Here is a 16725-nt window from a genome sequence, read left to right as displayed (position 1 = left end):
CCTTTCTCCTGTGAAGGGAACACTATATCCCAGAAAGGGAAAGCTTTTGGCTGAAAGGGGAATACCGTATCAAATAATGTGTTCCCTTTTTAGCTATACACCAAACGCTTTATCGGAGAAAGGGAACACTTCGCATTAAAAAGGCGTTACTTAATCGTACAAAGGGAATACTCCTCGGAAAGAACCGTCCCCTTTGTACCAATAGGGGGATACCTTATACCAGAAGGGAAACACGGAATGCCGGAAAGGGAATGCCAGATATCAGAAAGGGATCACTCGATGGAATATACCATTTCCTCTACACCATTAAGGAACTACTTGGTGGCGTTAAGTGTTTACGGAATATTCTATAGGGAACACATCCTTCGGAAAAGGGGATACCATTTACGATACAGCGAATGGTAAACACGGCTAAGCGATCACCTGATCGCGCAAAGGGGATACGTTATCGTATAGACCGTTCCCTTTTTCCCGTAAAGGAATCACCGGATGGAAAAAAGGGATCACTTGTTATGAAAAAGTAATCACAAGATAGAAAGAACCATTCCCTTTCTGGTAAGAAGGGAATGCCAAACATCGTCGACCGTTCGGTAAATCTCGGAAATATTTACGTTTTTTCTGCAGTTCTTTCAGGAAAGTTAACACTATCCACTATAAATACATCTTATTTTCACTTTTTTATCCATAAATCATCATGCACAACGGGTAAAAATAAATAAGCCCCGAAGCAATCGCTCCGAGGCTTTTACATAAAACTAATAAAGATAATGTTATTCTGCAGCAACTACGGCAGGCCATAGTGGATTCTGAACGAGTAGTTGGCCTTTACTTTTATTGATTTCATTTTGGGGAACGGGATACCAGTAATACTGCTTTAACCAACGACGCTCTTCCAGACGGGTACGACGATAATAGGAATCTGACGAACCCAGATCACGTATCGGGGTTGTTTCATTACCGATGGTCATGGGAACGTTATCGAATCCGTTCATATTCATGCCGTGCATACGCGTAATATCACCGTCTACACCGCCTTTGTCTGGTTGATTAGAGGCCTCTGGATCAGCGATCATCCAACGTCGCATATCAAACCAACGCTGTCCTTCGCCGACTAGTTCCACATGTCTTTCCTGCACAATAGCCTTAAACTGGGCCTCCTTGTTGCCAATGACAGTGGTCTTTACTCCATTGGCGGCTAATTCTGCATAACCCGAAATCCCTGCTCGAGTCCGGATCATATCGATGTATTCGATGATTTTTGGATCGTTTGGATTGATCTCGTTTAGTACTTCGGCATAATACAAATAGAAGTCGGCTAAACGGAATATGATCGATGGTCTCGACCATGAAGTATATACCGTATAAGCGGTGCCATCTACGGAGATGGATGTTCGCCCCTGCGCGATACGTCGATGTTTGAACTTGTAGAATAAGTAACCCGCTCGAGGCCAGTTCTCTCCTCCCGAAATGCCAGACGGTTTCCCGCGCCCAAACCACTGACGGTAAATTCCATTGGGATTGTTGTGTTCATTAGCGTGGATATGCCAACTTTTGCCATTATATCCTACTGCCGCGTAGAATCGCGGTTCTCGGCGGGCATACATGTTGAAAACGTTAGCATCTGCATGATTTTTGACATGGGTCGGGTTGTTCACAGTCGTAAAGCCATCTTCGCGATATCCCGATCCGGTATCATATATCGTAAGTCCATTGTCCATAAAGAATGCATCGACCGACTCTTGTGAGATACCGATATTCGCAAAGTTGGTTGGATTTGCATATAGGTCTATTGGGTTGGAGCGACGTTCTTGTGCATTGGGATTACTATATTCGTTGTACGCTGTCGCCCAGATAATCTCGTCGTTGTACTTTTGGAACACCTCATATACGGATTCGTGCGGATTGATGTCGCGAACACCCGGATTACCCGAATCCTCGGGATAATATTCGATGTGCAATTTATGGCCAAGACCATGTGCGTAATCGAGAAATTCCTCCAAGCGGATTTTAGCCGTTTGCCATTTTTCTGGGTTGTAATCCGGAAACAAACGGGTACCGTCAGTGTTGGTTACGGACAAGCTTTCTTGGAATCCACCGTTGAATAGTTTAGATGCGGCATAGGTCCATAATTTGGCACGTAATGCATAGGTCGCTACTAATGTCGGACGTACCATTTCTCCCGTGTTGTAAGTGGCATTCGCTCCTTTTATGGTACTCGGTAGATTTCCGGACACGAGAACTTCCGCTAGTAGGCCGTCGATGTAGTTTATGATGTCGTCCATAGGTGCTCGTGCATAATCAATGCCTTGATCTTCAGGATCAGCGAGCTCAGTGACGAGGGGCACAGGGCCATATAACTCCAGTAATGTAAAATATGAATACGCCAAGAGAAATCGGGCTTCGTCTTTCATACGTGCTACTTCATCTTCTGGAAGAGCCGTGCTGCCTGACCCAGCAATGGGATGCGCCCTCTCTAGAAAGATTAGTGCCTGACGAATATAGGTGTATTGCGTAGCCCAACGGTGAAAACCGGCATTACCTGCTGTATAGCCAGATACCATAATGTTGCGGGCAAAATTACAGGCCAATTCACCCGAGATGGCTGACCAGGGATTACTCATGGCATCCGCTGTGGAGGCATTTTTCGAATATTCGATGATACAATTGAAAATGTTACCATGCCAGCGCTTTGTATAGGCGGCATTCTCGAAAACTTCGTCGATCGTGAGATTTTCTGTTAGTTCGGAAGCGACGTCCAGATATTTTTTACAAGACGTCGAGAGGGTTGCAGTGGCAACCGCTGTGCAAATAACAATCTTTTTTATTATGTTCATAATGCTCTGTTTTAAAAAGTTACGTTCAAGCCAAATGTCCAGGTAGAACTGATTGGATAGCGGGCTCCTGAACGGGCGGTCACTTCCGGATCCCAGAACTTCACTTTATCCCAGGTATGTAAGTTCTCGCCTTGTGCATACAGCCGTATACTGCTTAGATGCATCCGCTCCACCCAATCCGATTTGAAGGTATAGCCAAATTCAATGTTTTTCAGACGTATATAGGAAGCATCGCGATACCACCAAGTACTGGTGCGCGTATTGTTTCCGTTATTTGCTGTCCTCAGCCTCGGAAACAGAACGTCCTGGTTATAAGGATCCGTGGCTGTCCAACGGTTCATCGCTTCGTCACGTAATGCCGCATCAGTAATAGAGCGTTGGAAAGGATAGAAGTTTTCCGTTTTGCCTAACAGGTTGGTAGAAAACTGCCCTGCACCCTGGAAGAATAAGCCTGCGCTAAATCCGCGCCATTCAGCGGCCAATCCAAAGCCATACACAATTCCGGGTGTGATATTGGAAAAGAACCCATGTGTATACGTTTGGTCGTAGTTGTCAATCTGTCCGTCTCCGTTTAAATCGGCATAACGAATATCGCCTGGTGCCACAGCAAAACCAGGGTCGGGGAGTTCAGGCCTGAGCTGGTAGTTCTGTGCTCCAGTAGACGGGTTTTGCGTAATGAGAAAGTCATCCGGGGTGTATAGGCCTTCTGCCAAGTAAATGAAAGGTTGTCCGATACTTTGTCCGGTGTAAGCTTGATAGTGAAAAGGTTGCGGTACCTCGTCGTATTCGAGAATCTTGTTTCGCGTAAAGGTATAGTTGAGCCGTCCGCTGAGGGTAAGCTCGTTAATGCGTTGTGTACCTGTTACGTTCATGTCGAAGCCTCTGTTTTGTGTCCGTCCGAAATTCTGCATAGGGCTAACGCGGAGACCTGCTGCGGTAGGCAGCGTATTGCGACGCATCAGGATATCATAACGTTCGTTAAAGAAGAAGTCGACCGTGGCATCAATGCGATTGTTAAATAAACCCACGTCGATACCGGCGTTAAATTTGTTTTCCTCTTCCCATTTCAATAAGGGTGTGGCATAGTCCATTTCTACAATACCTGCGCCTGGGCTGCCGGAACCTTGTCCGTTATTGGATACACCAGCACCGCCGGTCCAGGCGAAATTATAACCGGAACTGCTTTCGTTTAGCTGTTCACGGTAGGGGAAGCGCGAAAGATCGTTGGCCAGCACATCGTTGCCCGTCTTTCCGTAGGACGCCCGGAATTTAAGTTTGTTCACGGTTTGTTCCAGTGGTTCCCAAAAATCTTCACGGCTAAGCCACCAAGCAACACCGACGGAAGGGAAAACACCCCAACGGTATCCGGCCGCAAAGTTTTCACTTCCTGTCATACCCATACTCGCTTCCAGCAAGTATTTTCCGTCGTAACCATACGTACCACGGGCTACCATACTTTGCTTACGATAAGGTAACATCTCGATACCGTTGTTTCTGTTTTGGTATTGTCTTTCTTTCTGATTATAGAGCACCATCCCGGTCACATCATGTTTGTCAAATGTTCGTTTATAATCGAGGGCTGTTTCGAGGTATATATTGCGTTCACCCGAGCTGCCTGCGGCAGACGGATTGGAGAGGGCTGCGCCTCCCCGTATCTGCCGAAGTACCAGGTTACCTTCTGCATCTCGTGAATCAGCAAAATAAGAAATAGCCTCTTTCGTTCGGTTTGTTCTTCCCTGCGAGAGGTTGTCAAACCCTACGATGCCGCGCCAGGAAAGCCCGGGTGTAAAGTAATCAAGCTGTTGGGTCAAATGGATCTTGGATTGCAACGTAACTTCTTGATTCCGGCTATATCCCATATTGTTGAGTAAGTTGTAGGGATTGGCACGTTCGGCAGTGCCTACCGAACCCGCGGAGTACACGGGGTGTTCGGAAAAGCTTCCATCTGAATACATCATCGGGAACAGATATCGTGGCGCTAAGGAGATGATACTCCACAATTGATCTGCCGTCTGTATTGGCGCGTTTTGTTTCACGAAGAAACCAGAGAGGTCTACAGACAATTTGGTTGTTGATGTTAAATCCATATCAATATTGGAGCGTAGATTGAAACGCTCGTATTTCAGATTGGCATTATAGTCCTCAACGGTATTGCTATTATATAGCCCGTCTTCTGTATAGTAAGCACCCGAGGTGAAAAAACGCATGCGATCTCCCCCGCCACGAAAGTTAATCGTATAGCGGGACACATTGGTGTTTGGTTTTAACAATGTAAGCCAGTCCGTATTCGGGTACAGATCCGGGTCTGCCCCGGTCAAATACTTTTCTAAAGTGATATCATCGTATGTCGGTAACCAGCCTGTTGTTGGATTGCCGTCTTCATTCCACGTGGCTTCGTTATAGAGGCTTAAGGTTCTGTAAGCATCTAAAGAGGTAGGCAGACGAAGCGGCGTCCGTACAGAATGCCGCGCATCCAGAGAGATGGTTGTTTTCTGGGGTGTTCCGCGCTTGGTGGTGACCAATACAACTCCGTTGGCACCTTCCGCACCATAAACGGCGGTGGCAGCGGCATCTTTGAGTACCGAAAAACTCTCAATATCTTCCACGGGAATATTGTTCATGTCGCTTTGGCTGCGCGGTATGCCGTCGATGATGATCAAAGGATTGGTCCCGCCCATAAAAGAGCTCACGCCACGAATCCAGAAATTGGAATCATCGTATCCTGGCTCACCGGAAGGCTGTATGGCCACAATCCCTGGCAACTGCCCCGCAATAGAGTTGGAAAGTCCTCGTCCAGTTACCGCAAGCTCTTTGGCCGTAACCGTACTGATCGAAGCGACTACACTCTCCTTTTTTTGTTGTCCGAAGCCTATAACCACAACTTCATCGATGTCTTCTGCACTTTCAGTCAACCGAATGTTGACGGTAGTTTCCTCGTCTTTGAGCACATGCTCTTCCGTAACGTAGCCCACAAAGGCAAATGTTAGTTTAGCACTCGGTGTAGTGAGGACCCTATACCGGCCCAGATCGTCTGTATTTGTTGTTTGTGTGGTTTCGCCTATTGCGGTTACCGTAACACCGACAACAGGGTTTCCTTGTCCATCCGTCACAAGACCGGATATGGTTTTCTGTTGCGCTAGCAAGTTACAAGGCAGTAAGCTTAGCACGAACAGAAATAAGATATATATTTTTTCTTTCATCTTCATGATAGCATGATTTTGGTTTATTGAACGCTGATTGATACGGCTACCGGAGAAACATTCGTGTTTAAGGTAAAGACAAATGTTCTTACGCCGAGATTTCGGTTACTTCCCGTGACAATCATATTGCCATTACTTTGATTGTTGCCACTGTGAAGCATGAAACGGTCTGAACCACCGTCAGGTGTCAGGGACATGCCAGCACCATAGAGTGTTTGTACCAGCGCCATAGGTAATACATTATCTAACGAACGGCTGTTCTGGTAAAAGGAGAAACCAGCGGTACTGCCGGATGAATTGCTCTGGAACAGATTTGTGCCTGTCCTGAGCTTGAGTTCATAGATACCATCGCCCATTGGAGCCATGGCGAAGTTGTGGTTCGGATTCCATAACGCTGGATTGCTGGTCATCGACGGTATGCCCAAGCGTGCGTCCGGTATCGAACCACCCTGATCGCCGATACCACCGTTCACCCAGATCCCACCGGTCTTGGTGACGGGGTCAAAGTCCGCAAGTGCCTCGCCGCTCATAGGTTCTATCTTGAAATATTTAAGATTTTGATCAGCGGTGATACGGTATTTTCCCGTGATAGCCCGGAAAGTATAGGTGCCCCCGTTATCATCGAGGAAGGTCGGATCGATCCACCAGTCGCCAATATCTAATATCCCATCGAATACTATCGTTTGGCCTTGAGTAAGTTCTGTTTCAATGGTGGTCAGATTGTTTTCATAAGCGGGGAACTCCATGCCTCCGAACGATGGCGTAAGAAAGGGGCGCCCCACAAAGCTGCGTATGTCGAAAGATACCGTATAGGGTGTGCCAGGGTCTCTGGCAATCTGAAACGGAATGGAATCTTGATCTGTCGCATAAGCACTGATATTGGTGCCTCCGAATAGCATAATATTTCCGTTCTCGCCATAGGCCGGTGCCTCAATGAGTGCATTCAGCTTGGTGGCGGGAAAATTATCGGTCACAGCATAGAGGTACTCTTCGCCGGAAACCGGTTCCATACGGTAATTTCCATACGCTGTTTTCAGCGTAAGGTAAGGGAATTTCGGACGATTCACCTGGATGGGGATGAGTGTTGTGGCATAGTTGAAATTTTTATTCCTGACCATTAGCTGTATTTCTGCAGAGCCGTTTTCAATATCCTTTACAAAAGGTACGGGTAATTTTCTTTGGTAAGTCCCTCCCTGATTAATGGGAATGATACTTTCTGCAATCAGTTCATCGTTACGATAAAATGATGCCTTAATTTGGTTTAGAGGATGTTGTCCGTCGACCGTGATATTAACGGGAATGCTATCGCCCATATAGGCAACGTCAACGATCTGATACGATGTGAGGCTGGGAGTGTCTATCTGGGTCTCTTCCTTACAGGAATAAAACCCTAAAATTATCCCCAACATCAGCAAAAGGTTGTTTTTCCTTTTCATATGACATTTGTTTATAGGATTAGTTGTTTTTTAGGTTTCTACTTCGGTTGAAAGCTGCGACAATATAATACCTTGCTTTCTTTTTGTGATGATAGTATGCGTTAAGTCATATCAATAGCTGATTAGAAGTTTACATTAATTTTTTGGTTACTTGATAGTTGTAGCTAGCTGTATTTATCACCTCGTCATAATCGACGCAATGACAACGATACAAAACTAGAGAATTAGGAAATGTAAAAACAGCGCGTAGTAGAAAAGTGAGACTTGATCAGCTGTCATTAAATAGTAACATCCTTTTTTACAGTTTTTTATGTGTTTGTTCGGTTCGGGAAAAAGTGGATGGCAGATCGATTTGTCCACCTTTTAGATCGAATTGACGCCAATGTGAAAATAGAGGGTGTATAAGGAACTTCCGGGTATTTAGACTACTTTTTTTAAGAATTTGTTTTTTACAATAAGCTTATATATAGGTTGTTGTGATTGGATGTTTTGTCTTCTGTCTCATTTTTTTTTCAAGGTCAAATTTCATGTGTTCTTAAAGGATAAATTTGTTTGTATCAGGTTACACCGTGTTGTGTAGCCTACACCTTATAAGAGACCCAAATATGATACGCAAAATTTTTATGCAACCTCTATGTTTTTTTTGTTTTTATAGATGTATTCTCATCTTGTTATTATCCGTGTTGATGTTGAACGTGAAAGGACAATGGTTATGGGAGGTTACTCACATGCACACGATAAAAGAACAGTTGAGTTCCCTAAGCTATAACGCGGCTTATCAAAGGCTGTTACGACAAGCAGACCGAGCAATGGTTAAACCAATTTATTCCGTAACACAAAAAGAAGGAATAGCACCTAGTGGTAACCGACATGACTATGTTAGTCTAAGCCGCTATTGGTGGCCTAATCCCAAAACAGCGAATAAGTTGCCCTATATTTATAAGGATGGTCGGTCGAATCCTGAGTTAGAACAATATGATCGTAATAGATTGGGCGACATGTGTACTGCGGTAAATACATTATCGCTGGCTTATTTTTATAGTGGAGAGGAAAAATATGCCGAAAAGGCTGTAATGCATATACGGGGTTGGTTTATGGATGTCGATACTCGGATGAATCCAAATTTGAATTATTCCCAATTTATTCCGGGGAGGAACGGTTCGAGAGGGCGGCCTGAAGGACTTATCGATAGCTACTCATTTGTAAGTATGCTTAGCAGTGTACAGCTGCTTCAGGGATCGCGGAGCTATACAAAGCAAGATGAAATAGGATTGAAGCAATGGTTTGAGGAATTTGCACAATGGCTTCAGACGAGTGAGCAGGGGCGGGCAGAAAATGTGGCTAAAAATAACCATGCTACAGCTTACGATGTCCAGTTGGCAACCTATCTGTTGTTTGCCGGAGATGTAGAAGCGGCACAGAAAATTATTCACGATTTTCCGAAGAAGCGAATCTTTGCACAGATAGAGCCGGATGGAAAACAACCCCATGAGCTATGGCGTACACTCGCTTACCATTACTCACAATATAACCTAAGTCATATGTTGGATTTGTGTGCTACCGCAAAATCCCTAGGTATTGACCTGCTCAACCAGGAATCTGCAGACGGCAGGTCGATCAGCGTAGCGATGGACTACTTGGTAAGCTTTTTGGGAAAAGACGTGGACAGCTGGCCCTATAAACAGATCAGTGGTTGGGAACAAAAACAGCGAGACGTATGTGCGGATCTGATTCGTGTATTGACGTTGGATACTTCCAAAACGCACTATCGGGAAGTATACCGCCAATATGCGGAAGAGGATATTACGGACCGTCAGCGTCTGTTGTATGGTGCGGAAGATATGGTTACTGATTTTTTATCTTTTGCTTCCTCTCAGTTACAATATGCCATGGAACGCACAGACAGTGTTTATAGCGCTTCCGATAATAAGCGAGCAATCATGCCGCGATCGGTGGACAAACAAGGGAAATTAGTGCTGGTAGGTCCGCGGGATTGGTGCTCGGGTTTTTTTCCCGGGACTTTATGGTTCATGTATAAGCTTACGGAAGATATGAAGTGGCAAAAGGATGCGGATCGTTATACGCGATTTTTGGAACGAGAAAAAGATGATCGTACTTCACACGATGTGGGATTTAAGATAAACTGTTCGTACGGCAATGGTTATTTACTAACAGGAAATCCAGATTATAAAACTATTATGTTACAAGCGGCAGCTACGCTCTCTAAAAGGTATCATAAGCAAGTTGGCGTAATACGCTCTTGGGACTTTAATCGGGAAGTATGGCAATTCCCGGTTATTATCGACAACATGATGAACCTTGAGCTCTTGTTTGAAGTAGCAAAATTGTCGGATAATAAATACTATTATCAAATAGCAGATGCACACGCCGGCACGACCTTAAAACATCATTTTCGATCTGATTGTTCGTCATATCATGTCGTAGACTATGACACTATTAGCACGGGCGTGAGGCAAAGAAATACGCATCAGGGTTTTGCTGATGAATCTGCTTGGGCACGAGGTCAGGCTTGGGCTCTTTACGGTTATACGATGTCTTACCGCTACACACGAAAAGCAGCCTATTTGGAACAGGCTGAAGGGATAGCGGGTTTCATATTTAACAATAAGAATTTACCCGATGATCTGATTCCATATTGGGATTACAATGATCCTGCTATTCCTGATGCTTCCCGAGACGCTTCGGCAGCTTGCATCACGGCATCCGCACTGTATGAACTGGCGTCCTATAGTGCAATGCATCGCAACAAGTATATTGGTTGGGCGGATGTTATATTAACTAATCTTATGCGAGAATACCGCGCGAAGGAAGGTGGAGATGAAGGTTTTTTGTTATTACACTCCACGGGACATTATCCACATGGTAGTGAAATAGATGTTCCTATTAGCTATGCCGATTATTATTTTTTGGAAGCGCTAGCTCGTAGAAAGGATTTGTATGCAAATCAGTAGTGCACTTTTTTTAGCGTTTGGATTGTTCTTGACCGCCTGTAAACCTGTACCGCCGGTGAAGATAGATTTTTCGACTGTTCGCAAACAAGATTTGGATACGTTTATGAAAGAAATCTGCCATCGATACCGTATTCCTGGAATGGCTTACGTCGTGATACAGGGTGATTCATTGTATTGTAACGCGGTGGGTATAAAAAATGCACAGGAGGATCCAATGACCATACATACACCGATTAGGGCAGGTGAGCTCTCCGAGCCGTTGTTGGCCTATGCGGTGCTTGGCTTGGAACAATCTGGAGGTCTCGATTTGACGGAGAAAGTAGTCGAATACCTTCCTTATTTTAAAATGGGCGGAAATGCCTATCGGAATATTGCTATAGAGCACTTACTAACACATACTTCTGGAATTGATAATTATACGCTATTCTATGATAAGCCTCGATTTGATTCGATAGCATTGGAGACGACGACCAAAAGTATAGCTACACAAATACCGAGGTGGGAGCTGCCCCGTATAGAGATTCTCCGTTCGGCATACAATTATGATATTCTGGCCGATTTGATGGAAAAATCAACTGGTAAACCTTTTGAAGAGGAAGTACAGGACCGTGTATTTCAACCCCTAGGTATGTCACACAGTAGCTTCACAAAGCTCGATGATGCTGCACACTCTTTTGTGGTTCAAGATTATTTGGATTATAGTTTTGTCCCTAATAACGGCTATCCGTATACTCGAGCGCATAGTGGGAGCCGTGGTTTACATGCGTCAGTGTATGATATGGGACTGTGGATGTTTCACATATTGCACAATGATAAGTTTGCGAGCCGTTTTCTGCAGGTGTGCTACAGAAGTGCAAAGGAGAGAGGGATAGGCTACGGATGGGATATCATGACTGATGAAAACGGGATCGATTGCTATTTTAAGACGACCGAATCTGAGGGGTTTAGCAATCAAATGATATTAATCCCCGCTAAAAATATCGGTGTTCTTATCATGAGTAACATTAGCAGTGATTTTAATCCATCGAAAATAACAAATATGGTGGCGGCATGGTTAGAAGATCGAACAGCATTATACTTGCGGATACCAATCCATATTCCTATGGGAATAAAACTAAAGGAAACCGGACAGGTGGAAGATGCTTTGCGGGAGTACATTTCCTACAAAGATAAGTACTCGGAAATGTACGATTTCTCTGAAAAATCGTTACTGCTGCTAGGCCAAAACTTGTTGAAATATGAAAATAACGTCGTGCAGGCTATAACCTTATTTAAGTTCTGTACTGCAATGTATCCGCAATCTGCTATGGCTTACCTTAACCTAGCGGAAGCTTATCTCTATGATAAGCAACTGGCTGCTTGTCGGCTACAAATAGAACAAGCCAATAGGTTGACGGAGCATACGGCCAACAGAGAAGATTTCGTACGTTATCTGCAGGAGCGGATGGAGATTTTAGAAGAAATCAAATAAAATAATTAAACTGATGAAAAAGAGCAAAAGGAACAGATTATGGACAATCGGGCTTGTGTTTTCCGTTATTTCCACCGGCTGTAGTAAAGAGAATACCAGTAGCGTGTTTGTACCGGATCATGATATTAAAAAGCCTTCGGAAAATACCGGTAACCCAGATAGCAGAACAGTGGATTTCAATAGGCCAGATGGCGTTTATACAAAAGAGCAGGCGACAATGGATTTTGGTGCCGATGTCGTCATGACTTGGCAAAATATGGATGTCATTAGTAATCGGGCCAGGGTACGTTTGCCTGCAAATACCCTGTCCCAAGGTAATATTGTCAATATTGATGTAGCGGATGGAACGGAGTATGAGCTCTCGTTCAAGGTGCGGTTTGGCGAAGGCTTTGACTGGAGCAGAGGTGGAAAAGTGGGATTCGGATTTCACATAGGAAACGGTTATACCGGCTGTAATAAAGCGGATAATGGATTAGGTGGTACCGCACGCCTAATGTGGTATAATCCAACAGGAACAAAAACAAATAAGGTGACCACGGGAACCTACTTCCGACCGTATGTATATTATCGGGATATGCCTGAAAACTGCGGAAATAGTTTTGGTCGGCAAAGTAAACAGCTTGCCACGGACACGTGGTATACGGTCAAGATTAAGGTGAAAAGCAATACGGGGTCCAACACCGACGGGATGGTATCTTATGAAGTGGATGGAGAGAATCTGTTGACGCAAAACTTGCGCTGGACAACTAACGATAACTACGGAAAGATCAAATATATCACCTTTCATTCCTTTAGGGGAGGAAGTCAAGAGTATTGGCAATCGGCAACCGACGGATATATTTATTATGATGATCTGGTATATACGCGCATAGCGAAGTAGGAAGATCATAAATCGATAATATATAACACACGAAATGATGGATAAATGGTGGAAGTTAGGGATATGTATAGCTATTTTTAGCTTGAATGGTTATGCACAAGAAGTAAATGTACGCTTTGAGAATGGTAATTTGGAACTGGACTTTAGTGGAGTGGTAGCTGGAAAAGAGTATGACGGGTCATATACTATCAAAAGAGCAAAAGGGCGTTTTGGAGAATATAAGACCATTGGAAAAATATCGACGACCTTTTTCATAGATAAAGATGTAGAAGGAAATGCTTATGACTATTATTATCAAATTGGGAGAGGAGATAGTTCTTTAGCAATTATGGGACTGGAAATCGAATTGTTCGGCGAACATACCTTTATTTATAGTCCGACCGATAATAAATCGCAGATAGGACAGCAGATCAATGACGTGCACGATCGTATGTTCGGACAGGAGTTTAGTCCGTATCGTTATGCAGTTTTGTTTAAACCGGGCGACTATAAAGAAGCGGGTTTATTAAATATTCCATTTTATGTACAAATTGCTGGTTTGGGAAAAACACCCTACGATGTGCAGCTTTCGAATATACATACACCACCTCATTTAGCCAATGGGAACGGAACTTGTACTTTTTGGCGCTCGGCAGAGAACTTTTCTGTTATTGGACCGGAGACCTATATGGAAGAAGAAACGTTTAAGTGGGCGGTCTCACAAGCGGCCCCATTACGACGAATCTATTCGACACGTGTTGTACGCCACCAATGGGGTAATGGCTGGGTGAGTGGGGGCTATACTGCAGATTGCTATTTCGAAAGTGCAGCTGGATCCCGACATCAACAGCAGTGGTATACCCGTAATTCGCACCTCAACAAAGGTCGGGGTGATTTTGAGGAAACAAAATACAACTATTGTTTTCAGGGCGTCTCTCTTGGACCAACGGTAGATCGGGGGACTTATCAAAACAATTGGGAAAGTGGAGGGAATGTGACCGTTATTCCGATAACACCTGTTATTCGTGAAAAGCCATTTTTGTTTATCGACACCGACGGTCGTTATAAGGTGTTTCGACCTGCACTGAAACATAACAGCGTAGGAGTGTCCTATACCAGAGAAGATATGGGTGAAGGTGAGTTGTTTGATGTGTTAGACGACTTCTTTGTTATAAAGCCTGGGGTGGATGTGCAAACGATCAACCGTCAATTGCAAAAAGGAAAGCATATTCTTTTTACCCCGGGTATGTACGAACTTGAAGCACCTATACAGGTAAATCGTCCCAATACGATCCTTTTGGGACTCGGGCTGGCTACTTTAATTCCCGGTGCGACAAATACAACTTCCGCTATGATCATTGGTGATGTGGATGGTGTAACTGTGGCTTCCTTGATTTTTGACGCGCATTATAGTTCGCATAGCTTGCTTCAGGTAGGAGGTACAAAAACAACTGTCAGACATAAAGAGAATCCGGTTGTACTAGCGGATTTATTTTTCCGGATTGGAGGTTTCCGCACAGGAAAGGTACATGTGGACCAGACGGTTGTTATCAATAGTAATGATGTGATTGGTGATCATTTTTGGATATGGCGTGCTGATCATGGTGTGAAAGGTAGCGTAGGTTGGTATATTAATACGACAGCAAACGGATTGGTCGTACATGGGGATCACGTTACAATGTATGCACTGTTTAATGAGCATTTTCAGGAATACCAAACGCTATGGAATGGGGAGTATGGACGCACTTATTTTTTCCAGTGCGAAACGCCATACGATGCGCCAAATCAAGATGCTTACAGGAGTGAAGGAGGAATGAAAGAGGGATATGCTGCTTATAAAGTTGCTGATGACGTCAATCATCATGAAGCCTATGCCTTTGGGATATACGATGTGCTAGTCAACGAGATCGCGATCGAAAGTTCCGTGGAAGTGCCAAAAGGCAAGCCTGGTATTGTATTCCTGCATATTTGTAACAATAGCTTGTCTAACGGACCAAACCGTGGGTTTAGATATGTCATCAATCGTATACGGAAGAGTACGTTTGACACTTGGCGGGATAATCGGACTTTTGTTGTTGATTTTAAATCTAGTGATTGAAAAGCTAATACTTTGCACCAATCGGTATTTTCTCTTTGACCGTAGTAGATGTATATAGGATTAAAAAAATAGCTATATTTAGTTGCTCAAATAAATCGCATGCATGTCTCCGCATTAAGCGGAACGCGTGTTGTAAGATGACTAACTAAATGAAAAAAAATATCTTAACAATCGTGTCTTTGAACATTGCTGTTGTGTTTGGAAATAACGAGCTGGATTCGACATTAAACGTGCTGGATAGTGAGATAAAGCAGGCAGCTGTTTATTTCGACGCGAAAGAACGAAGGATAGAAACGCGAAGAGTACAGCGAAACGAATTAAGTCGTATTCCAGAACATACCTATCTATTAAACGCGGAACTGTACAATGAATACAAGGATTATATCTCCGATTCCGCAGTACATTATTTAAATCTGAATTTAGATATTGCTCGTATATTAAACGATTCAGAAAAAATGTACGAAACTCGTATGGCATTAGCTTATCTTTTTGTACGGCTGGGAATGTATAAAGAAGCATCCGACTTGTTGGAAAGGGTGGATAGGTCTTCTCTTGATAAACGCCAACTTCCAAATTATTATATTGCGTATCGCGAACTCTATTTGGGGTTGGGACAATATAGCCAGAATACGATGGGACGTAGTCAATATTGGGCACAAGCAAAGATGTTCAATGATAGCGTACGGAACACCGTGTCGGAGACATCAGAAGAATACCTGCAAATTTTGGAAAAGTCATTACGGTTGGATAGTGCCTATCAGGAAGCACTTTTAGTTAACGATCAACGACTGAAATTAGTAACATCGGATATGCCTGGCTATGCTTTGGTGACGTTTCACCGTTCCTTACTGTATCGTAAGATGGGGGATATAGAAAACGAAAAGAAATACCTGACGCTCTCGGCTATCTCTGATGTTCGACTTGCTATAAGAGATAATGCCTCCATTCCTATATTGGCCAACCTGCTTATGGAAGGCGGTGATATTAACCGTGCTTACTTGTATATCCGTTCATCACTAGACAACATACAAAAATACAATACCCGCATTCGGAGTTCGGAAATTTTGAATATCCAAATGATTATCGACAGAGAGTACAAACGGAGAAATGAAGAAAAAAGCCTCCAACTAAAAAGTTTGCTCATTGTTGCTTGTTTGTTGTCTATACTGTTGATTATGTCGATTATTTTTTTATATAAATATTTAAAAAGATACAGACATTCTGCACAACAATTAAAGGAAACTAACGGCGAATTAGCATCTTTTAATCAAAAGCTTCGGGAAATGAATAGAGCCTTAAAGGGCAGTAATCTGGAAGTTGCAGAAGCAAATCATATAAAGGAAGAATATATCGCTTATTTCCTCAATGTATGTTCGAAATATATTATCAAGTTGGATGACTACCGAAAAATGGTTCGTAAGAAGCTTTTAGGAAGAAATTATGAAGAGCTTTATAAGATAACCCAGGACAATACGTTGGTGGAAGACGAAATGCGGGATCTGTTTGCTAACTTCGATACCATGTTTATCAATTTGTTTCCAGATTTTTTAAAGGAGTTTAACGCACTTTTGATGGAGGATGAACAGATTTCCGTTAAAAAGGGAGAGGTATTGAATACAGAGCTGCGCATTTATGCCCTCATACGACTCGGTATTACAGATAGCTCAAAAATAGCCGATTTTCTGGGATATTCCGTAAATACAATATATAACTATCGTACAAAAATGAAAAATAAATCTAAGGTATCCCGCGAAGAATTTGAGCTCTTTGTCAAGAAAATAGGTGCTTTTAATTAAGGGAAATTTATACGAGCTCCGCTTGTTTCGTAGCACGGATTGACTATCTTTAGCGTTCT

At 43.4% G+C, this 16725-nt stretch carries 8 protein-coding genes; 5 read left to right on the top strand and 3 right to left on the bottom strand.

Going from position 1 to position 16725, the window contains the following annotated elements:
- Positions 1-770: 770 nt before the first annotated feature.
- From EWE74_RS15245 to EWE74_RS15235, 3 genes are read right to left on the bottom strand one after another with little or no spacing between them, the layout of a single operon-like run.
- A complete protein-coding gene (locus EWE74_RS15245) occupies positions 771-2834 on the bottom strand; it encodes a RagB/SusD family nutrient uptake outer membrane protein (RefSeq protein WP_130142469.1) in 2064 nt (687 codons plus the stop codon).
- Between the two features lie 11 nt (positions 2835-2845).
- Positions 2846-6040, bottom strand: coding sequence for a SusC/RagA family TonB-linked outer membrane protein (locus EWE74_RS15240; protein WP_206365271.1), 3195 nt, complete (start codon positions 6038-6040; stop codon positions 2846-2848).
- A 17-nt stretch (positions 6041-6057) separates the two neighbouring features.
- Positions 6058-7470, bottom strand: a complete 1413-nt coding sequence (locus EWE74_RS15235; protein ID WP_130142468.1) for a DUF5125 domain-containing protein — start codon at positions 7468-7470, stop codon at positions 6058-6060.
- A gap of 686 nt (positions 7471-8156) precedes the next feature.
- On the opposite strand from EWE74_RS15235, the gene EWE74_RS15230 reads away from it, so the two are divergent.
- The 5 genes from EWE74_RS15230 to EWE74_RS15210 all read left to right on the top strand — a co-directional run bounded on the left by EWE74_RS15230 (position 8157) and on the right by EWE74_RS15210 (position 16666).
- Entirely contained in the window at positions 8157-10442 is a 2286-nt protein-coding gene (locus tag EWE74_RS15230) for an alginate lyase family protein (protein WP_206365270.1), read from the top strand.
- The gene (locus tag EWE74_RS15225; RefSeq protein ID WP_130142467.1) at positions 10429-11913 is read left to right on the top strand and encodes a serine hydrolase domain-containing protein; all 1485 of its coding nucleotides are present in this window, start codon (positions 10429-10431) and stop codon (positions 11911-11913) included. The genes EWE74_RS15230 and EWE74_RS15225 overlap by 14 nt, the downstream gene beginning before the upstream one ends.
- A gap of 13 nt (positions 11914-11926) precedes the next feature.
- Complete coding sequence (locus tag EWE74_RS15220; RefSeq protein WP_239018679.1) at positions 11927-12793, top strand: polysaccharide lyase; 867 nt, start codon at positions 11927-11929, stop codon at positions 12791-12793.
- 34 nt (positions 12794-12827) lie between these two features.
- The gene (locus EWE74_RS15215; RefSeq protein WP_130142465.1) at positions 12828-14870 is read left to right on the top strand and encodes a glycoside hydrolase family 16; all 2043 of its coding nucleotides are present in this window, start codon (positions 12828-12830) and stop codon (positions 14868-14870) included.
- 149 nt (positions 14871-15019) lie between these two features.
- On the top strand, positions 15020-16666 hold the full coding sequence (locus tag EWE74_RS15210; protein ID WP_130142464.1) for a DUF6377 domain-containing protein: 1647 nt from the start codon (positions 15020-15022) through the stop codon (positions 16664-16666).
- Positions 16667-16725 lie beyond the last annotated feature (59 nt).

The organism is Sphingobacterium corticibacterium (assembly GCF_004208525.1).
Lineage (GTDB): Bacteria > Bacteroidota > Bacteroidia > Sphingobacteriales > Sphingobacteriaceae > Sphingobacterium > Sphingobacterium corticibacterium.
The sequence above is the reverse complement of the archived record's forward strand: the minus strand, read 5'-3'. Positions and strand labels throughout refer to the sequence as shown.